Raw genomic sequence first — 19,287 nt, 5'->3', positions numbered from 1 at the left:
ATTCCTACTACAGTTCGCAGAACCCTGCTTGCGGCGCGGGCACTATTTCGGTGGCAGCGAAAGATCGTGGCTCCAGCCGCATATTCTTTTCCGTCAGGCGAGATTTCCGACGGCGGATTCGGCCGCCGCCCGCACCTTGCCCGAGGCAAGCAGAAGGTCCGCCGCTTCCAGCTCAGGAGAGAGGAACCGGTCCGTGCCCGGGCCCTCGACCACCTCGCGCAGGGCGGCGACCACGGCGGTCCCCGCTGGTCCCGGCGTGAGTTCGCCACCGGAAAGCTGTGTTCGGATGTCCAGTGCACGTGCCGCCGTCACGAGTTCGATCGCAAGAACCCGGCGCAGGTTCTCCACACCGCGGCGGAGCTTGCGCGCCGCATGCCAGCCCATCGACACGTGGTCCTCCTGCATCGCGGAGCTCGGGATCGAATCCACCGACGCCGGGACGGCCAGCCTCTTGTTGTCCGAGACCAGCCCCGCCTGGGTGTACTGGGCAATCATCAGCCCGGAGTCGACGCCGGGATCCGCGGCCAGGAACGCCGGCAGTCCATGCGAGCGGGCCGGATCCAGCATCCGGTCGGTCCGGCGCTCGGCAATGGAACTTAGGTCCGCGACGGCGATGGCCAGGAAGTCCAGCACGTAGGCCACCGGGGCGCCGTGGAAGTTGCCGTTGGAGCTGACCCGGCCGTCCGGCAGGACCACCGGGTTGTCGATCGCGGCGGCCAGCTCCCGGGAGGCGACCAGGGCTGCGTGGTCCACGGTGTCGCGGACGGCGCCGGCCACCTGGGGTGCGCAACGCAGCGAGTAGGCGTCCTGGACCTTGGTGTCGTTGATCCGATGCGAGGCCACGATCGGGGAGTTGGACAGGACGCGGAGCATGTTGTCCGCGGCGGCGGCCTGGCCCGGGTGCGGCCGGAGGGCCGCGTGCAGCTCGGGCAGGAACACCTGGTCCGTGCCGAGCAGCGCCTCGACGCTGAGCGCGGCGGTGATGTCCGCCGTCGTGAGCAGCTGCCGGAGGTCCGCAATGGCCATCAGCAGCATGCCCAGCATGCCCTCAGTGCCGTTGACCAGGGCCAGGCCCTCTTTTTCGGCCAGGATCACGGGCTCGATCCCGTGCTCGGCGAGGAGTTCAGCGACCGGCCGCCCACCCTTGGCGCCGTACTCTTCTCCGTCCGGGCCGGTGGCTTCGCCTTCGCCCATCAGGACCAGGGCGCAGTGGGACAGCGGCGCGAGGTCACCCGAGCAGCCGAGGGAACCGAATTCGCGGACCACCGGGGTGATGCCGGCGTTGAGCACATCCACCATGGTCTGGAGCACCACGGGGCGGACGCCGGTCCGCCCGGAGGCGAGCGTCTTGGCGCGCAGGAACATGATGCCGCGGACCACCTCGCGCTCCACGGCGGGGCCCATGCCCGCGGCATGGCTGCGGATCAGGGACTTCTGCAGCTGGGTGCGCAGCTCGTTGGGAATGTGCCGGTTGGCCAGCGCCCCGAATCCGGTGGAGATGCCGTAGGCCGGCACATCGCTGGAGGCAAGGCTGTCGATGTGGGCGCGGACCTTGGCCACGGTCGCCAGCGCGTCCGGCGAAATGGCCACCCGGGCGTCGTGGCGGGCGACGGCGACGACGTCCTCCGCGGTTACGCCGCTGGAGCCGAGGGTGACGGTGAGTGATTCATGGGTGGTGAGAGTCATGGGGTGTTCCTAGTTCTTTTCTTGCATCGGGATGCGGACGCCGCGTTCCTTGGCGACGTCGACGGCGCGGTCGTAGCCGGCGTCGACGTGGCGGATGACGCCCATGCCGGGGTCATTGGTGAGCAGGCGTTCGAGCTTCTGCGCGGCGAGGTCGGTTCCGTCGGCGACCGAGACCTGGCCGGCGTGGATGGAGCGGCCGATGCCGACGCCGCCGCCGTGGTGGATGGAGACCCAGGTGGCGCCGGAGGCGGTGTTGAGCAGGGCGTTGAGCAGCGGCCAGTCGGCGACGGCGTCGGAGCCGTCGGCCATGGCTTCGGTTTCGCGGTACGGGGACGCCACGGAGCCGGAGTCGAGGTGGTCGCGGCCGATCACGATCGGCGCCTTGACCTTGCCCTCCTTGACGAGTGAATTGAACAGCAGCCCGGCCTTGGCGCGGTCGCCGTAGCCCAGCCAGCAGATCCGGGCCGGGAGGCCTTCGAACTCAACCCGCTCCTGCGCCGCGTCGATCCAGCGGTGCAGGTGCTTGTTCTCCGGGAAGAGGTCTTTAATGGCCGCGTCCGTGACGGCAATGTCCTCCGGGTCGCCGGAGAGTGCCACCCAGCGGAACGGGCCCAGGCCTTCGCAGAACAGCGGGCGGATGTAGGCCGGGACGAAGCCGGGGAACTCGAAGGCACGGTTATAGCCGCCCTTGCGGGCCTCGTCGCGGATGGAGTTGCCGTAGTCGAACACCTCAGCACCGGCGTCCTGGAACTCGACCATGGCCGCCACGTGCCTGGCCATGGAGGCCTGGGCCTTCTTGGTGAAGCCCTCGGGGTCAGCAGCAGCCTCGCGGTGCCACTCCTGAACCGTGATGCCTTCGGGGAGGTAGCTCAGGGGGTCGTGCGCGGACGTCTGGTCCGTGACGATGTCGACCGTGAGCTCGCCGGCGTTGTGGCGGCGCAGGAGCTCCGGGAAGACCTCGGCAGCGTTGCCGACGTAGCCCACGGACCAGCCGCGGCGCTCGGCCTTGGCCGCCATGACCTTGGCGATGGCGGCGTCGAGGTCGGTTTCCACCTCGTCGAGGTAGCGCTTGCCGGCCCGGCGGCGCAAATGGCTTTCGTCGACGTCGACAATCAGGCAGGCGCCCTCGTTCAGCGTCACGGCGAGGGGTTGGGCGCCGCCCATGCCGCCGCAGCCGCCGGTGAGGGTCAGCGTGCCGGCGAGCGTGCCGTCCTCGTCCCCGGTGAGCTTGCGGGCAATCGCGGCGAACGTTTCGAAGGTGCCCTGCAGGATGCCCTGGGTGCCGATGTAGATCCAGGACCCGGCGGTCATCTGGCCATACATCATCAGGCCCTCGGCCTCGAGCCGGCGGAATTCAGGCCACGTCGCCCAGTCCCCGACGAGGTTGGAGTTGGCCAGCAACACGCGCGGGGCCCACTCATTGGTGCGGAAGACTCCGACGGGCTTGCCGGACTGGACCAGCAGGGTCTCGTCCTTTTCCAGGGTTTCCAGGGTGCGGGTGACCGCGTCGAACGCCGCCCAGGACCGGACGGCGCGGCCGGTGCCGCCGTAGACCACCAGGTCATCGGGTCGCTCGGCGACCTCGGGGTCGAGGTTGTTCATCAGCATGCGCAGCGGCGCTTCGGTTTGCCAGCTCTTGGCGGTGAGCTCGGTGCCGCGGGCTGCTTTGACCGGGCGGGCACCGGTTGTGAAATCGGCGGGTGCCATGAGGACTCCTCGTTGTCTTGATAGTTCTCGGGGTAGGGGGTTCTGTATCAACTAAAGCCTGTGCCCAGCCCCGGAAACAGTGGGTGCGGGCGGGCTCTGTCCGGGATTCCAGACCCCGACGCCGGGCCGCCGCCACCGTACGTTGCGCTATCACTCCCGGTCCTTAAAACACGCGGATAGGAACCGTAAGTGATAGCGCAACGGCTCAAGCGGAGGGGCGGCCGTGGATCCTGACGGAGAGATCGTCCGCGGCCTTCCGCACCCGGGCGGCGAGGGCCGGCCACTCCCCGGGCGGCAGCTTGTCTTCGAGGAAGGTCACCGCAACAGCGGCGGTGGGCCAGCCCACGTGGTCCGTGACGGCGGCTGCGATCGAACCAAAGCCCGGCGTGACCTCCCCGTGTTCGGTGGCGTAGCCGCGCAGCCGGACCTGGTCCAGGTGGGTGGACAGCGCCGAATACTTCAGAATGGGCGACTCGCTCTGGTGCCGGGCTGTGAACGCTGCGGCGTTGGGGTACAGGGCCCGGACCTGCGACTTCGGCAAGGCAGCGAGGATGGCCCGCCCGCTCGCGGTGAGGTGGCTCGGCAGCCGCACACCGACGTCGGTCACCAGCGAGGGGCGGTTCTTAGCCCGCTCCTCGACGATGTAGAGAACGTCGCGGCCGTGCAACACGGCGAGATGCGCGCTCTCGCCGATGACGTCCACCAGAGCCGCCAGCAGCGGCCTGCCCAGGCGCGACAACGGCTCCTGCCGCGAATACGCCGAACTGAGCTCGAAGGCGCTGATCCCAAGCCCGTAGCGCTGCTCCTCGTGCAGATGCAGGACGAAGCCGTTGGCCTCCATCACACCCAGCAAGTGATAGACGCTGGAGCGCGGCAGCGCCAGCGCCGTGGCAATGTTCGATGCCGCCATCGGCCCCCGTTTTGAGGCGAGAAGCTTAAGGATGCGCAGGGTGTTTTCGGCGGCCGGAACCTTGGAGGCAACCTTCGCCCGGGCGGTCCGGGGTCCCGTCTCGGTGGTCCCCGGGGTGACGCTGATGCTTGGCATGGATCCTCTTCTGCTGCGCGGTGTCCGGTATCCCGTACTTAAGCATGCGCCCTGAGGGCTGCGGCGAGCCGTCCCGAGCCGGGCCCGCTGTCTGGAATACCGGACAATGCTCGACGGTCCGGCACCGGGTTTGGTCACGACCGCCGCCATCATGGGGATCGCCCCTGCGCAGCGACGGCTGAGAAGGTGGAAGCAAGTAGTTACCTCTGCGGCCCAAGTGGTGGCCGGTCCGTAAGCGGTGGAAGTTACTCGTGTGGCGCAAGCGCTTAGGAGCTACAGTTGCTTCACGGCGGAGCGGACCGGCTGGAGAGCCAGCGGGGGGCCAATTCGCAACCGGCCCGGGCACGCTGGAAATCCGGCGGGCCCGCCTTTCGAGGGAGTGGTTCCGATGGAGTCTTCAGCTTCTCCGCAGGTCCAGCGCGAACGGGGCCGCATGGCCAGTTTCCTGGCTGAAAGGGTGGGCCGGGCACGGACACCGCGGGTGCCGTTCCGGGCAGGCCAGGTGGTGATCGGCGACGATCCATTTAACGGCCGGCACCTGGGCACCGTGGTAGCTATCGATGCCCCCTATGTCGGGCTGCGGACCGCCGGCGGCGCGCCGTGCGATGTCGTGTTCTATGACTTCCGGCAACTCCGGTACCCCGACTAGTGGACAGGCCAGAGGAAATGAGCTCAGCAAACGTCTCTTCGCATTTCCTGACTATCGCGGAAGTTGCGGCCGCCATGCGGGTTTCCAAGATGACCGTATACCGGCTGGTGAAGGCCCACGCCATCGCCGCAGTCCGGGTGGGCCGGTCGTTCCGGGTTCCCGAGGACGCCGTCAACGACTACATCCGCCGGTCCACCGAACCCGCCATCCCGGACGAGGACGAGAAAACAACGGACTGAGAAGATCCGGTCCGGGACCGGCCGGCTACCGGGCCGACCAGCCGCCGTCCATCGTGTAGCTGGCGCCGGTGACCATGCCGGCGTCGTCGGATGCCAGCCAGGCCACGAGCGAGGCGACTTCCGCCGGCTCGACGAGCCGCTTCACGGCGGACTCGGTCAGCATGATCTTGGCGAGGACTTCTGACTCCGGGATCCCATGCACCTTGGCCTGGTCGGCAATCTGGGATTCGACAAGCGGCGTGCGGACGTAGCCCGGGTTGATGCAGTTTGACGTGACGCCGTGCGCTCCGCCTTCCAAGGCTGTGACCTTGCTCAGGCCCTCCAGGCCATGCTTGGCGGAGACGTAGGCACTCTTGAAGGGCGAGGCACGCAGTCCGTGCACCGAGGACAGGTTCACGATCCGGCCGTAGTTGTTCGCATACATGTGCGGCAGTGCGGCGCGGATGAGCAGAAATGGTGCTTCCAGCATCAGGGTATGGATGCGGCGGAAATCCGCGGGGTCGAAGTCCTCGATCGGACTGATCCGCTGGATGCCCGCGTTGTTGACCAGGATGTCACAGTCCAGGCTCAGGGTCTCAAGAGCTGCCACGTCCAGCAGGTTAACCGCCCAGGAGGTGCCGCCGACCTCATCGGCGAGGGCTGCTGCGGCGGCCTCATCGACATCCGCGATGACCACCTTGGCACCCCGTGCGGCGAGGGCACGGACGCTTGCGGCGCCGATCCCGCCGGCTCCGCCGGTCACCAGGGCCTTGCGCCCGTTCAAGCTGCTCTCCATGTCTGCACTCCTCTTCTCGGCGGTCTTCCACAGCCCAGAGGAGGTGCAACGCACAGCGCTGAGCAGCTTTACTGAGTATTGCCGCACAAAGTGGGTGATTCAATGGTCAAACCAGCACCCCTTGTGTGCAAAATTGCAGATATGAACGCGAACCCCGATGACCTGCTCGTGCTCCTGGCAGTATCCCGCTCCGCAAAGTTCACGACGGCAGCGCAGTCCCTGGGACTGAACCACACCACAGTGTCGCGACGGATCGCGGCGCTGGAGAAGGCTCTGGGCGGCCGGGTGCTCTCGCGTGCCTCCGGCGGCTGGGAGCTGACGGATCTGGGTGCAGAAGCCGTGAAGGTGGCGGAGCGCGTGGAAGCTGCGATCCGGACCCTCGAACTGCCCGGCCGGGTCCCGGACCCGATCACCGGCGTGGTCCGGATGACTGCCACGGACGGCTTCAGCGCCTACATTGCGGCGCCGGCGGTGGCGAGGCTGCGCCGGGACCATCCCGGCCTCAGTGTCGAGATCATCACGGTGACCCGCCGGGCACTCCAGCAGCGCTCAGGACTGGACATTGAAGTGGTGGTGGGCGAACCCCAGGTCCACCGGGCCGCGGCGGCCCGGCTCGGCGAGTACATGCTCGGCATGTACGCTTCCCGGGACTACCTCGCCGAGTACGGCACCCCCACCACCGTCGAGGAAGTGACCAAACATTCTCTCGTGTACTTCGTGGATTCCATGCTTCAGGTGGATGATCTTGATGCCCCGCGCCGGCTTGTCCCCACCATGCGCGACGGCCTCAGTTCCACCAACGTATTCGTTCATGTCGAAGCGACCCGCGCCGGCGCGGGGATCGGATTCCTGCCGTGTTTCGCGGCGGACCTGCATCCGGACCTGGTCCGGCTGCTGCCGGAGGAGTTTGCCGAACTGCTGCCGTACTGGATGGTGCTCCGGCCCGACTCCATGCGCCGGCCCGCCGTCGCCGCCGTGGTGCACGCGCTGCGCGAACAAACGAAGGCGCACCGGAAGGCACTGCTCGGCCGGGGCGGCCCCGCCTCCTAGCTGAGTACACGCAGCGCGCTCCGCAGGCATTCTCCGGCCGCTGACCGGCGGCTAAACAGCAGCCGACGGCGGGCCCACCGAGTCGGGGTCGCGCCGCACCGGGGAGCCGGCGGCGAATGCCCTCACCTTGGCGTCGTCCCAGATGTGGGCGGGCACCGCGCCGCCCAGCAGCCGCCGCGCCAGTCCGGGGTCGCCGTCGAACGGAACGTCACTGCCGGCCATGATCATATTCCCGTAACGCCGGCCCTTGAGCATGGCCGGGTCGGCGATGATCATGGTGTGTTTGAAGGTGTCCGCGATGGTCGCGGCGTCTTCGCGGGCGTTCCTGAGGTCCGGCGCGTCACCGGAGTTCACTATGTAGATCCCGCCGGGCGCCAGGATTCGCTGCGCGTGTTCGTTGAATTCCCGTGTGGTGAGCGGACGCGGCGTCACTGAACCGGCAAAGACATCCCGGATGATCAGGTCCCGGGTTTGTGGAGTCAGGCTCTCAGTGACCTCGCGGGCCTCCCCCACCCGCAGGCGCATCAGCGGCGCCTTCGGCAGGTCGAACCAGCCACGGACGAACTCGGCGAGCTTCCCGTCCAGTTCCACCACCACCTGGCGGGCTTCCGGATAGGCTGCGTGAAAATAGCGCGCCAATGAGCACGCCCCGCCGCCAAGATGCAGAGCCCGCAGCCTGGTCCGGGCTTCCCGTGGCCACCGCGATTCCACCAGGGCCGCGATCCAGCGCATGTACTCGAAGTCGAGGAACAGCGGATCGGCCAGGTCGATGTGGGAACTCATGACGCCATTGATCCGCAGCAGCCAGCCCGTGGAGTTGTCCTGGTCAGCGATCAGTTCGCAGTCACCGGTGTCGATATAGTAGACACCTTCCACCGGGCCCTCGGGGCGACCGCCCTTCGGCAAATCCACCACTCCGGCGATCCTCTCGGCGGTGTTACGGCCGGCGGCCCTGCCCCGCTTGGCCACTAGTCGCCTACCGTTTCGCTCATGTTTCCAGCCTAGTTCACCGGCCGGAACGGGCTTCGCCGCGGCAGCCGGACCCCGGGCAGAGCCACGCTCCCCAGGGAGGACCCTTCTTGCGGCCGCATGCGCGCGAAGCCCGAATCCGCCGTTTCAAAAAACAAAGGAAAGGGTACTTACTATTTGTTAGTAATCATGCTTACTATTGTCTCTCCAGATATTGCTGGTTCGTGATCAGCAGCCGATCTTGAAAAGAGAGCGAAGATGACAGAGAACCAATGGCCCCAGGACGGTAGCTTCGGCAACCCCACCGCCACGCAGCAGAATCCCCTTCGGGCGGAGACCACGTTCCCGCCGGCAGCTAACGGCGGCTACACCGCGGAAGCTACCTCAACCACCGACGGGACGTCCAGGACTGACGCCGTCAAGGACGAGGCTGCCGACGTCAAGCGCCAGGCCACCGATTCAGCCCAGTCAGTGGCCTCGACGGCAAAGACCGAAGCCGCCAACGTCGCGACCGAGGTGAAGACCAACGCCAAGGATCTCCTGAACCAGGCGAAGTCGGACCTGACGGATCAGGCCGGCACGCAGCAGCAGAAGGTCGCCGAGGGCCTGCGCTCTGTATCCACGGAACTGAACACCATGGCCGACGCATCCGAGCAGCCCGGGGTCGCCGCAGACCTCGTGCGCCAGGTCGCCGAGCGGTCGTCCGCCGTCGCCGTCTGGCTCGAGGGCCGCGATCCCGGATCGTTGCTGACCGAGGTCAAGTCATTTGCCCGTCAGCGTCCCGGCACCTTTTTGATGATCGCAGCCGGAGCCGGTGTTCTCGCTGGCCGGCTCAGCCGCAGCCTCAGCGCTGGTGCGCCGGACACGGCCAACGCCAGCACAGGCACAGGCACAGGCACAGGCACAGGCACAGGCATCAGGATTCAGGACACCGGCATGGCCGTTCCGCCGCCGCCGGTCCAGATGCCGGCCCCGGCAACCACGACGGCGGGCTTCGCCGACACCTATCCGCCCAGCGCCCTCGAGACCGAACCGTTGGCCGGACGCAGCGGACAGGGCGCCTGGGGCACCGAGCCCGTCGTGACCGACCCGCTTACGGATCCGCTCCGCAACGATCCCTTTGACGGCGGCCGTCGATGAGCAGCGAACTGCCGTTGACGCCGGCGCAGGCGAAGGCTGAGTCGTCGTCGTTGGGTGATTTGTTGGGTGATGTGACCCGGGATATGTCGATGTTGATGCGGCAGGAAGTTGAGCTCGCGAAGGTTGAGTTGAAGCAGTCCGTTTCCCGTGCGGGTAAGGGCGGCGGGATGTTGGCCGGTGCGGGTGTGGCGGGTCATTTTGTGTTGTTGTTTTTGTCCTTGGCGCTCTGGTGGGCGTTGGGGAATTTGATGGGCCTGGGTTGGTCCGGTGTTGTTGTTGCTGTTCTGTGGGGTGTTGTCGCGGCGGTTTTGGCTGCGAAGGGCCGCAAGGAGCTGAACGCGGTTAAGGGTTTGCCCCAGACCGCGGAGACGTTGCAGGCTATTCCGCCCACGCTTAAACCCACTATCTAAGACCTGTGAGGAATTCCACGATGAGTGAAAACCCGGATGCTATCCGTGCAGATATTGAAGCTACCCGTGCCCGGTTGGGCACGAACGTGGACGCTGTGGCCGATAAGGTCACCCCGTCCCATATCGTTGCCCGGCAAACGGACAAGGTCAAAGAAGGCGTCAAGGACGCGGTTTTTGGTGTGAAGGAGAAAGTCATGGGAGCAGCAGAGGACGGACCCGGCACGGCCGGGTCCGCGTCGGGCACGGCCGGGTCCGCTCTCGGGGACGCGCCCGCGCAGCTGAAGACCAGGGCCCGGGGCAATCCGTTGGCGGCGGGCCTGATCGCGTTCGGCGCCGGGTTGTTGGTGTCCTCGCTGATCCCGGCGAGCGAGAAGGAACGCGAAGCCGCTGATGCGTTGAAGACCGCGGCCGGGCCGTTGACGACGGAACTGACCGACGCCGCGAAGCACGTCGCGGAGGGCTTGAAGGAACCGGCCCAGGAAGCGATGGAGAACGTTAAGGCCACCGCGGCCGACGCGGCCGGGAACGTCAAGGCCGAGGGCCAGGACGCGGTCGCGGACGTCAAGGACCGCACGGCCCAGGCCAAGGACACCGTCCGCCAGCCCTGACCCGCCCCGGCACCACCTGGTGTGCCTGTGTCACTCGTTGCTCCGGCTGAGGCGTTCCGGGTGTTGTCGTTGGTTGTTTCCGGCCGGTTCTCCTGCGCTGACGCGCCGGGCAGCCGGCCGGCGGCACTTAAGACCGGCCCTGACCGGGCCGGGCCCCTGACACCACCCGGGGGGGTGTTCGTGAATTTTTGAGAGAAGGACTTTGTCGATGGCTAAGAATCCCGCCCCCGCAGCGCCCGGCGCTGACGCTGAAACCCCGGAGAGCAGCACCGCCAAGGCCCGGCAGGCCCCGGCACCGGAGGACTCCCGGAAAGTGGAGAGCCCCGCGGAGCTCTCCAAACCCTCGTGGAAATTCATTGCGCGAAAAACGCTGCGGGAGTTCACCAAGGACCAGTGCCCGGACCTCGCCGCGGCCCTGACGTACTACGCGGTCCTCTCAATTTTCCCGGCCCTGCTGGCCCTGGTATCGCTGCTGGGCATCGTGGGGGATTCCGCGAAGACCACCTCCGCGCTGCTGGACATCGTTCAGGGCTTCGCTCCCGGTGAGACGGTCACCGCGCTCCGGGGCCCGATCGAACAACTCAGTTCCTCTCAGGCCGCCGGGTTCACCCTGGTCCTGGGCCTGCTGACCGCGCTCTGGTCCGCGTCCGGGTATGTCGGGGCGTTCTCCCGGGCCATGAACCGGGTCTATGAAATCGATGAGGGCCGGGGCTTTGTGAAACTCCGCGGCACGATCCTGGCCGTGACGCTGGTGAACCTGCTCATCGTCCTGGTCCTCGCCGCGATGCTGGTCCTGACCGGGCCCGTCGCGGAATCGGTCGGGAACACCATCGGGCTGGGCACCGCGTTCCTCACGGGCTGGAACATCCTGAAGTGGCCGGTCATGATCGCCCTGATCGTCATCGCGATCGCGGTCCTGTACTACGCCACCCCGAACGTTAAACAACCCAAGTTCCGCTGGATGAGCCTGGGATCCCTGATCGCGCTCGGCATTTTCCTCCTCGCGTCCCTGGCCTTCGGGTTCTACGTCGGGAACTTCAGCAGCTACAACCAGACCTACGGCGCGATCGGCGGAGTCATCATCTCCCTGCTCTGGCTCTGGATCCTGAACATGTCACTGCTCTTCGGCGCCGAATTCGACGCCGAAACCGAACGCGGCCGCCAACTCCAAGCCGGCATCAAAGCCGAAGAAACCATCCAACTCCCACCCCGCGACACCAAAAAAAGCGACAAACTCCAGGAAAAAGAAGAACAAGACATCACCCAAGGCCGCGAACTCCGCGAACACCACACCACCACAGACGCAGCGAACGCGGCGGACCGTTCCACCCCGCGGGACCAAAGCCCCTAGCCGTTCCCGGCCGATGGAGTTCTACTGGGGCGAAGCAACCGCCCGGGGCGGACACGGCTGACGGGGAGGACGCATGACGGCACCCGCCGCAGGGCACGCGCCCACCACGGTCGCCGTGGGATACGACGGGTCTGAGGCAGCCCACGAGGCCGTCCAGTGGGCCGCTGAGTACGCGGTGGCCGCGCAGTACCGGCTCCGCGTGGTCCACGCCTGGGTGTGGCCTGTGTTCACCAAAAACCTGGGCCCCGTCAAAGGCGTCGAGGGCAGCGGCCTGCGGCACTCGGCCGAGGCAATCCTCGCGGACGGTGTGGACCTGGCCCGCCGTTCCTATTCAAGTGCCCGCGGTTCGGGCGGTCCCGGCGTCGAGAGCGTCCTGGAAGCAGGACTTCCGGCTCCCGTCCTGCGGGAAGCCGCCCGGGATGCCCGTCTCCTGGTGGTCAGCAGCCGTGGGATCGGCGGCGTACTAGGGCAGCTCGCGGGTTCGGTCTGCCTCGATCTGGCTGGCTCGTCCCCGTGCCCGTTGATGGTCATCCGCCGCCCGCGGAATTCCGGCGACGCCGGGGCACCGGTGGTCGTCGGCATCGACGGGACTTCCCGGACCCCGGCCGCACTGGCCGGTGCCGCCCGGCTCGCCGGAGTGCTGGGAAGACCTTTGCGGCTCATCCACATTGATCAGACCCGCGGGACGTCCCGGGCAAGGCACGGTCGGCATGCGCCATTGCACGGACAGGAACTGCTGGACCACGCACTGGAGGAGGTTCAAGCCCTGGCGCCGGAGCTGCCGGTCTCCGGCATCCTGCGGGCGGGCCACTCGGCATCCAAGGAGTTGCTGGCGGCCGCCGCCGACGCGGAGGTTCTGGTGATCGGAACCCACCATCGAGAGGACGGACCAGGAAATACGGTCACAGCCGTCCTCAACAAAGCGCGCTGCAACGTCCTGATTACGCGCTGACCGCGCTCCACCCGACACCGCCTTCAGAGGGGAGCTGGAGGTTCTAGCAGAGGAGGACGCCCGTGCGAGCCTGGCGGGTAGAACAGCCGGGGCCGATCAGAGGCGGCCCCCTGGTGGCGGCCGAGTGTCCCGATCCCCTCCCCGGCCCCACGGAGGTACTGCTTCGGGTCCGGGTCTGCGGAGTCTGCCGCACAGACCTGCACCTGGCGGAGGGCGACCTCGCTCCGCGGCGCCCCGGAGTGATTCCCGGCCACGAAGTCGTGGGCGAAGTTCTCCGCTGCGGGGACCGCGCCACGCGGTTCTCCCCGGGCGACCGGGTCGGCGTAGCCTGGCTCGGCGGGACCTGCGGACTCTGCCGCTTTTGCCTGCGGGGAGAGGAGAACCTTTGTCTCTCCCCCGTGTTCACCGGCTGGGACCGCGACGGCGGCTATGCCGAACTCGTCACCGTGGCCGAGGCCTTCGCCTACCGGCTCCCCACCCGCTTCTCGGACGAGGAAGCCGCACCCCTGCTATGCGCGGGGATCATCGGCTACCGGGCGCTCTGCCGTGCCGGGCTGCCCATCGGCGGCCGGCTGGGCATCTACGGCTTCGGCGGCTCCGCGCACCTGGCGGCGCAGATGGCCCTTTTCCAGGGTGCGCGCGTCTACGTGATGACCCGGTCAGAGGAAGCACGCCGCCTGGCCCTTGAGCTGGGAGCGACTTTCGCCGGAGGCGCCGAGGAATCACCGCCGGACCCGCTGGACTCGGCAATCCTCTTCGCTCCGGCCGGCGGCCTGGTCCCCGTCGCCTTGCGCGCCCTGGACCGGGGCGGCATCCTGGCGGTGGCCGGCATTCACTTGAGTGAGATCCCGCCGCTGAACTACGCTACGGAGCTGTTCCAGGAACGCCAGCTGCGCAGTGTCACCGCCAACACCCGGGCCGATGGCGAAGAGTTTTTCCGCATCGCGGCGGAGATCCCGTTGCATCCCACCACGGTGTCCTATCCGTTCGCCGCCGCAGACCAGGCCCTGGTGGACTTGGCAGAGGACCGGGTGACCGGCGCAGCCGTTCTCCGGATGGAGGCGCTGTAGCTGCAGCTTGGCACACCGGAGTCAGGTGTTCTCCCGCAGGAATACGTGGTCTTCGCCGGCCCGGAGCAGCACCCGCTTGGTTCCAACGCGCACCAGGACGGGGGCGGCGTCGCCGGGCGCGGCCGATACCGACAGACGGTCGCGTTCCAGATGGACGGCGAGCATCTGATCCCGGTAGCGGACCTGGAAATGCACGCGGCTGAGTTCGACGGGCAACCGTGGCGCGAAGTCGAGGGCATCGCGGGTAATCCGCAACCCGGCAAAGCTGCGCTGGACCACGTCGATTGTCCCGGCCATGGCGCCCAAATGGATGCCGGCACTGGTGGTTCCGCCCTGGGTGTCGTCCAGATCCGCGTCCAGGGCTTCACGAAACACCGCCCACGCCCGCTCGGGATCCCGCTGCGCCAGAACCGACGCGTGCGCCACCCGGCTGAGCGTTGAGCCGTGCGCTGTCCTGGCCAGATAGAAATCCACCGTGGCGGCCATCTGGGCGGGCGTGACGGCGTAGCCCATCCGGGCCAGGAATTCGATGAGTTGGTCCTCGCCCAAAACGTACAGCAGCATCAGGACGTCAGCCTGTTTGGCGAGCCGGTAGTGGTTGGTGCTGTCCCCTTCCGCCTCCAAGATCAGATCCAGCCGTTCGATAAGCCCGTAGGTGCGGCGGTAGTGCTTCCAGTCAAGCTCCCGCAGCGCACTGTAACCTTCGAACTGGCTGATGACGCCATCGTCGTGGAAGGGAACGTACATGCGGCGGCTGAGGTGTTCCCAGACCTTGATCTCATCGACCGTGACCAGCAGCCGGACACGCAGTTCGTCCATGTCGAACCCCCGGACGGAATGCATGATCCACACGGCCTGATCGAACACCCAGGCCGCCATCACGTTGGTGTACGCGTTGTCGTCCAGGCCGCCGCCAGGGTCGCCCGGGTCACCGGTGTGGTACTCGTCCGGGCCCATGACGCCGCGGAGGTGGAAACGGTCATCGGCCTGGTCCAGCTCCGCCATCGACGCGAAGAACCGGGCGACGTCGACAATGATTTCGGCACCGTGCTCGGTCAACCACCCGCGGTCCTGGGTGGCCTCGAAGTACTGCCACGCGTTGTAGGCGACAGCCAGTCCAACATGCCGCTGGAGCCGGGAATGGTCCTGCATCCAGTGCCCGGACCGACTGTTGAACAGCAGCCCGGGCGTCTGTTCGGTGCCGTCGCTGCCGCTTTGCCATGGGAACATCGCCCCTTTCAGGCCCACGGCCCGGGCCGCCGCGCGCGCCGCGCCGAGCCGCCGCCACCGGTAGTCGACCAGCTCCCGCGCGACGGAAGGCAGCCTGGAGTTCAGCAGCGGGAGAACGAAGAGTTCGTCCCAGAAAACGTGTCCCCGGTATCCCTCGCCGTGCAATCCGCGGGCCGGTACGCCCGCATCCAATTCTGCGGTGTGCGTGGTGAGCGTCTGCAGCAGATGAAATACGTGCAGGTTCAGGATGAGTTGCGCCTGCGAGCCGTCGTCGAGCTCGATGACGAAGGGGGCGAGCAGGACCGCCCAGGCGGCCTCGTGCTCGGACTGCATCGCGGCAAAACCCTCCGGCGCGCGGGCAAGAATATCCCTGGCTGCGGTCAGCGGCGCGGCGATGGCGTGGTCGCGGGAGGATGCCACGGCCACCGTCTTAAGAATCGTCACCGGCTCCCCGGCAGCGACGGAAAGCTCGAAGCGGTGCGTGTGCAGCCCGCCCAGCTCTTCGGAGACCGCGGCCCCGGCCGGTCCGGTGCCACCGGAAACGTCGGTCCGGAGCGCCAGGGCAATCCCGATTCCGCTGGTTACAGTCCTGGCTTCCACGGTGAGGGTGGCGGTCCCGGGGCCGGGCCCGGCTGCGGCCACCCTGACGGATCCCAAGTGCCGGTTGGACAGCGCCGCGTCCTCGGGGACATTGGAGTTGGTGACGTCAGTGTCGCAGCCGCTGCGGACGCTGACGCCGCCCTCCCAGCCGACAGCTGTGATGACCGTTTCCAGTGCGGCGAGGTTTGGCGTGGCCATGGACACGAGGCGGCGCTGCACCAGCCGGAGTTGCCGGCCGACGGCGTCCTCCAGCAGCGCTTCGCGGGTGAGCACTGCGCATTTGAGGTCGAGGGTGCGCCGCTCGCTGCGCAAGGTGAGCCCGCCCTCGGACCACCACGCACCATCACCGATCCGGAGGTCCAAGGGCAGCCAGTCAGGGATGTTGACCATGTGCTCGTCGACAGTTTCCTGGCCGGCCACCTCGCTGCGCAGGCTGTTGTAGACCCCGGCGAGATAGCTGCCGGGGTAATGCACCGCCCCGGCGCGGTGCTCGGGGGCGGCGCCGCGGGTGGCGAGGTACCCGTTGCCGAGGGTGGTGAGGGCCTCGCGGTGTCCCTCGTGCGCCGGGTCGAAGCCCTCATAGACCAGCAGCCACGGGTGGGTGAGGACGAGCCCGATGTCCAGCTGGCTGACGTCCTCGACGATGATGCTGGCACCCGCGCCTTCCAGCTGGTCCCTGCGGCCGGCCCGGTCAATTCCGACGACCAGCCCGAAGCCGCCTCGCCGGCCCGCCTGCACGCCGGTTACCGATTCCTCGATGACCATCGCCCGGGCCGGCGGGATCTCCAGCCGGCGCACCGCTTCCAGCGGCAGGGCGGGGGCCGGTTTTCCGGCGACGTTGCGGTCCAGGGCCGTCTGCCCGTCGATGATGTGGTCGAAAGCGTCCCCGAGTCCCGCGGCGGACAGCAGTGCGCCGGCATTACGGGCCGAAGTGGCAAGAACCACCGGTATCCCGCCTGCTTTCAGCCGGCCGAGGAGGTCAGCGGTGCCGGGAAAAGCCCGGACCGGGTTGTTGCTCAGGAGTTTTTCGAACGCGTCGTTGTGGCGGGCCGCGAGGCCGAACGCGGTCCAGTCCCCGGAGCCGTCCGCCGGTGAGCCCACGGGAATGGCTCCGCCGCGGGAGCCGAGAAAGGTGGTGACCGCATCCTCCCAGGTCCGGCCCGCAACCAGGTTCCGGTAATCGTCCGTGCTGAACGGTTCCCGGCGGGTCCCGGCGGGAAGCCTCGGGTCCTGGAGGGCTTCGTCGAAGACCTGCTGCCAGGCCGCGGCGCGAAGCTCCACCGTGTCCGTGACCACGCCGTCAAGGTCAAAGATCACGGCATCCACAGGTGCCAGGGCTGCGGCAAGGGTGGGCGACTCCGTCATGCCTTAGTCGTATCAGGCATCCGGCCACCGCGACAGTGTCCGCCCACCGCAATGTCTGGTTAGTCCCGGACTTCCCTGCCGGCCATCAGCGCAGCAGCGCGTTGAGGGTGGTGAAGCCGTAACCGGCCTGGCGGATCCGTTGGATCATCCCCGGCAGGGCATCGGCATCAAGGGTGGTCCCGTCGTCGGGGTTGGAGCCGATATGCATCAGCACGATCTCCCCTGGCTGGAGCCGGGCGAGCGCACGGTCTGCCACGATTTGCGCCGTGATCCCGCCACTGCTGCCCTTCCAGCCGAGGGTGTCCACGGTCCAGCGGACGGGCAGGTAACCGTTGGCATTGACCGTGGCGATGGTCCGGGCGTCACGGTCGCCGAGGGGAAAGCGGAATAAGGGCCGAGGATCCACTCCGCCGGCTTGAATGGCCTGCTGCGCCCGGGCCAGTTGGTCTCCGATGGCGGCGTCGGAGAGTCCGGTGAAGCCCGGGTGGGTCATCGAGTGGTTCCCCACCCGATGGCCGCCAGCCATGATGGCCGCCGCTCCTGCCGGGTTGGCGACGGCCCAGTTGCCGGTGAGGAAAAACGTGCCGCGGACACCAGCGGCCGCCAGGGTTTGGAGGATGCTCGGCAACCCCGCCGAATTGGCTCCGGCGTCGAACGTCAGCGCCACCACCGGACCTGCCCCCGGGATTACCTCGAGGTCACGGCCGGCGAGCGCGGCGGGGAACGGCGCCGGGGGTTGAGGCGCCGGGGGTTGAGGCGCCGGGGGTTGAGGCGCCGGGACAGTGGGCACGGGAGCCGGCACGGCAGGAACCGTGGCGCTGGGGCTGGGGACGGTACTGTCCGATGGCGTGGAACCCGGCGTCGGACTCTCGGACGGGCTGGGAGTCGCGCTGGCCGTCGCGCCGGACGGGGCCGAAGATGATGGTGACGGTGCAGGAACGGCCGACGGCGGCACCGCCGTCAGCACGACGGCCAGCACCACGGCGGCGGCCAGCAGCAGGACGGCAATCGCGGCCGCCAGCCATCGGCGCCGGCTTGAGAAGAGGGACCGCATGCTTCACTGTGGCACCACCCGCCGCCGCCAGGCTAGGGCTGAAGGGCCCGCGGGGCCTGGGGTGCGGCCGGAATCAGGCGGTCGGCCTGAAAACGGTCGAACAACCGCAGGAAGGCGTCTTCCGTCCGCCGGTATCCGGTGAAGCCCGCGAGGCGGCTCTTGCTCATGTCCGTGACCACTTCGAGGTTCCGCCCAAGGTCGCCGTCCGTGTGCCACCAGGAGGCCACCCGCGCCAGATCGGGTTCGGTCAGCCCGTGGCGGGCGGCGAGGTCTGCCCAGAGGCCCTCCTTGCCGAGCATCTGCTGTTCCAGTGGGCGCGGCCGGCCTTCGTATCCCACGGCTTCCACCCCAAAATAGGCGGCCAGCGCGGGCCACATGCGCCGCCAGCGGAAAACGTCGCCGTTGACGATGTTGTAGGCCTGGCCGGCCACTCCGTCGGCGGTGGCCGCCCAGATCATGTGTTCGGCCAGCAGCCCGCTGTCGGTCATGTCCGTCAGGCGGTTCCACTGCGTCTCGGAGCCGGGGAAGATAAACGGCTGACCGAGTTCCCGGCAAATGGATGCCTGGACGGCGAGTGTGAGGCCCATATTCATGGCGTTGCCAACGGCATGTCCGATCACCGTGTGTGCACGGTGCACGGACCAGCCGAAGCCCTGCTTCTCGGCGGCAGCCCACAACTCGTCTTCCTGGGCGTAATAGAAGTTGGGCGTCGGCAGCCTCGGTTCGCTTTCCCGGAAAGGGGTATCGGGCATCTCCCCTGCCGCATAGGCTTCGAACGGGCCGAGGTAGTGCTTGAGCCCGGTCATGAGGGCGACGTGTCGCACCGGATGGCCGCTGAGGCTGACGAGCAGGTTCCGCAGCATAGCCGCGTTGGTGTCGATGTTTTCCTGTTCCGTGTTCATCCGTGACCACGCGGTGTAGAACACGTGGCTCGGCCGCTCGCCCGCCAGGGCTGAACGCAGGCTCTCGACGGAATTGAGGTCGGCACCCACATGGCGGACGTCGCTGCGCCGGACGCCGCTGCGGGACAGCGCAAGCACGTCCCAACCCGCGTCCGCCAACTTCTCAACCAGGGCGGATCCGGCAATTCCGCTGGCTCCCACCACCAGGGCAGTTCTGGTCTCGACGTTCTCTGCACTGCTTTTCATGGCATTTCCTCCTGGTACTGTCCGGCTGCGCGGAGCGCTCCCGGTGCGCGGGGCCTGGTCCGCCCTGGGCCGGTTGGGTGGTCACGGCTTTGCCCCGCTCCAGCCTTTCATGCCTTGGCAGATGACGGCTCCCGGCGCTGCGTAATCTAGGCACTGCCTAATCAGGCGCTGCGTAATCTAGGTCTGCACAGCGCCTCGCCGGAGGGGTGGGCAGTAGGATGCAAAGAGGATGACGCCTA

Annotated in this window: 17 protein-coding genes; 9 read left to right on the top strand and 8 right to left on the bottom strand. The window is 67.7% G+C overall.

All coding sequences use genetic code 11. The features are described from left to right. Window positions 1-93: 93 nt before the first annotated feature. The 3 genes from hutH to VUN84_01225 all read right to left on the bottom strand — a co-directional run bounded on the left by hutH (window position 94) and on the right by VUN84_01225 (window position 4,438). Complete coding sequence (hutH, locus tag VUN84_01235) at window positions 94-1,686, bottom strand: histidine ammonia-lyase (protein XAS64343.1); 1,593 nt, start codon at window positions 1,684-1,686, stop codon at window positions 94-96. Window positions 1,687-1,695: 9 nt separating this feature from the next. Then, window positions 1,696-3,393: a urocanate hydratase gene (hutU, locus tag VUN84_01230; protein XAS64342.1), complete on the bottom strand. Its 1,698-nt coding sequence runs from the start codon at window positions 3,391-3,393 to the stop codon at window positions 1,696-1,698. 205 nt (window positions 3,394-3,598) lie between these two features. Next, complete coding sequence (locus VUN84_01225; GenBank protein ID XAS64341.1) at window positions 3,599-4,438, bottom strand: IclR family transcriptional regulator; 840 nt, start codon at window positions 4,436-4,438, stop codon at window positions 3,599-3,601. A gap of 388 nt (window positions 4,439-4,826) precedes the next feature. Between VUN84_01225 and VUN84_01220 the strand changes: the two genes are divergently transcribed. Next, window positions 4,827-5,087 carry a hypothetical protein gene (locus tag VUN84_01220; GenBank protein XAS64340.1) on the top strand — a complete coding sequence of 87 codons (261 nt, stop codon included), beginning with the start codon at window positions 4,827-4,829 and terminating at the stop codon, window positions 5,085-5,087. Window positions 5,088-5,104: 17 nt separating this feature from the next. Then, entirely contained in the window at window positions 5,105-5,326 is a 222-nt protein-coding gene (locus VUN84_01215; protein ID XAS64339.1) for a helix-turn-helix domain-containing protein, read from the top strand. Between the two features lie 25 nt (window positions 5,327-5,351). Here the strand turns inward: VUN84_01215 and VUN84_01210 are convergent, their stop codons facing one another. Continuing rightward, window positions 5,352-6,101 (bottom strand): 3-hydroxybutyrate dehydrogenase, encoded by a 750-nt coding sequence (locus VUN84_01210; GenBank protein XAS64338.1) that lies wholly within the window; start codon window positions 6,099-6,101, stop codon window positions 5,352-5,354. Between the two features lie 141 nt (window positions 6,102-6,242). Here VUN84_01210 and VUN84_01205 point away from each other — a divergent pair, with 141 nt between their 5' ends. Next, window positions 6,243-7,151 (top strand): LysR family transcriptional regulator, encoded by a 909-nt coding sequence (locus tag VUN84_01205; GenBank protein XAS64337.1) that lies wholly within the window; start codon window positions 6,243-6,245, stop codon window positions 7,149-7,151. Between the two features lie 51 nt (window positions 7,152-7,202). Here the strand turns inward: VUN84_01205 and VUN84_01200 are convergent, their stop codons facing one another. Further along, a complete protein-coding gene (locus tag VUN84_01200) occupies window positions 7,203-8,120 on the bottom strand; it encodes a fused MFS/spermidine synthase (protein XAS64336.1) in 918 nt (305 codons plus the stop codon). A 258-nt stretch (window positions 8,121-8,378) separates the two neighbouring features. Here VUN84_01200 and VUN84_01195 point away from each other — a divergent pair, with 258 nt between their 5' ends. From VUN84_01195 to VUN84_01170, 6 genes are all read left to right on the top strand, one after another. Next, window positions 8,379-9,260 carry a hypothetical protein gene (locus tag VUN84_01195; GenBank protein XAS64335.1) on the top strand — a complete coding sequence of 294 codons (882 nt, stop codon included), beginning with the start codon at window positions 8,379-8,381 and terminating at the stop codon, window positions 9,258-9,260. After that, window positions 9,257-9,670, top strand: coding sequence for a phage holin family protein (locus VUN84_01190; protein XAS64334.1), 414 nt, complete (start codon window positions 9,257-9,259; stop codon window positions 9,668-9,670). The genes VUN84_01195 and VUN84_01190 overlap by 4 nt, the downstream gene beginning before the upstream one ends. Window positions 9,671-9,690: 20 nt before the next feature. Continuing rightward, window positions 9,691-10,278 carry a DUF3618 domain-containing protein gene (locus VUN84_01185; GenBank protein XAS64333.1) on the top strand — a complete coding sequence of 196 codons (588 nt, stop codon included), beginning with the start codon at window positions 9,691-9,693 and terminating at the stop codon, window positions 10,276-10,278. Window positions 10,279-10,486: 208 nt separating this feature from the next. Further along, window positions 10,487-11,629 (top strand): YihY/virulence factor BrkB family protein, encoded by a 1,143-nt coding sequence (locus VUN84_01180; GenBank protein ID XAS64332.1) that lies wholly within the window; start codon window positions 10,487-10,489, stop codon window positions 11,627-11,629. Window positions 11,630-11,702: 73 nt separating this feature from the next. After that, entirely contained in the window at window positions 11,703-12,581 is an 879-nt protein-coding gene (locus VUN84_01175; protein XAS64331.1) for a universal stress protein, read from the top strand. A 62-nt stretch (window positions 12,582-12,643) separates the two neighbouring features. After that, window positions 12,644-13,651, top strand: a complete 1,008-nt coding sequence (locus tag VUN84_01170; GenBank protein XAS64330.1) for a zinc-dependent alcohol dehydrogenase family protein — start codon at window positions 12,644-12,646, stop codon at window positions 13,649-13,651. A gap of 21 nt (window positions 13,652-13,672) precedes the next feature. On the opposite strand, the gene VUN84_01165 is transcribed toward VUN84_01170, so the two are convergent. The 3 genes from VUN84_01165 to VUN84_01155 form a co-directional block, all read right to left on the bottom strand. Continuing rightward, the gene (locus tag VUN84_01165; protein ID XAS64329.1) at window positions 13,673-16,846 is read right to left on the bottom strand and encodes an HAD family hydrolase; all 3,174 of its coding nucleotides are present in this window, start codon (window positions 16,844-16,846) and stop codon (window positions 13,673-13,675) included. Window positions 16,847-16,931: 85 nt separating this feature from the next. Continuing rightward, window positions 16,932-17,900: a polysaccharide deacetylase family protein gene (locus VUN84_01160; protein XAS64328.1), complete on the bottom strand. Its 969-nt coding sequence runs from the start codon at window positions 17,898-17,900 to the stop codon at window positions 16,932-16,934. Window positions 17,901-17,932: 32 nt separating this feature from the next. Next, window positions 17,933-19,048, bottom strand: a complete 1,116-nt coding sequence (locus VUN84_01155) for an SDR family oxidoreductase (GenBank protein ID XAS64327.1) — start codon at window positions 19,046-19,048, stop codon at window positions 17,933-17,935. Window positions 19,049-19,287: the final 239 nt, after the last annotated feature.

This window comes from Micrococcaceae bacterium Sec5.8, from assembly GCA_039636775.1.
In the GTDB taxonomy this organism is placed as follows: domain Bacteria; phylum Actinomycetota; class Actinomycetes; order Actinomycetales; family Micrococcaceae; genus Arthrobacter.
Note: the sequence above shows the minus strand (reverse complement) of the source record. Positions and strands in the feature narration are given on the sequence as shown.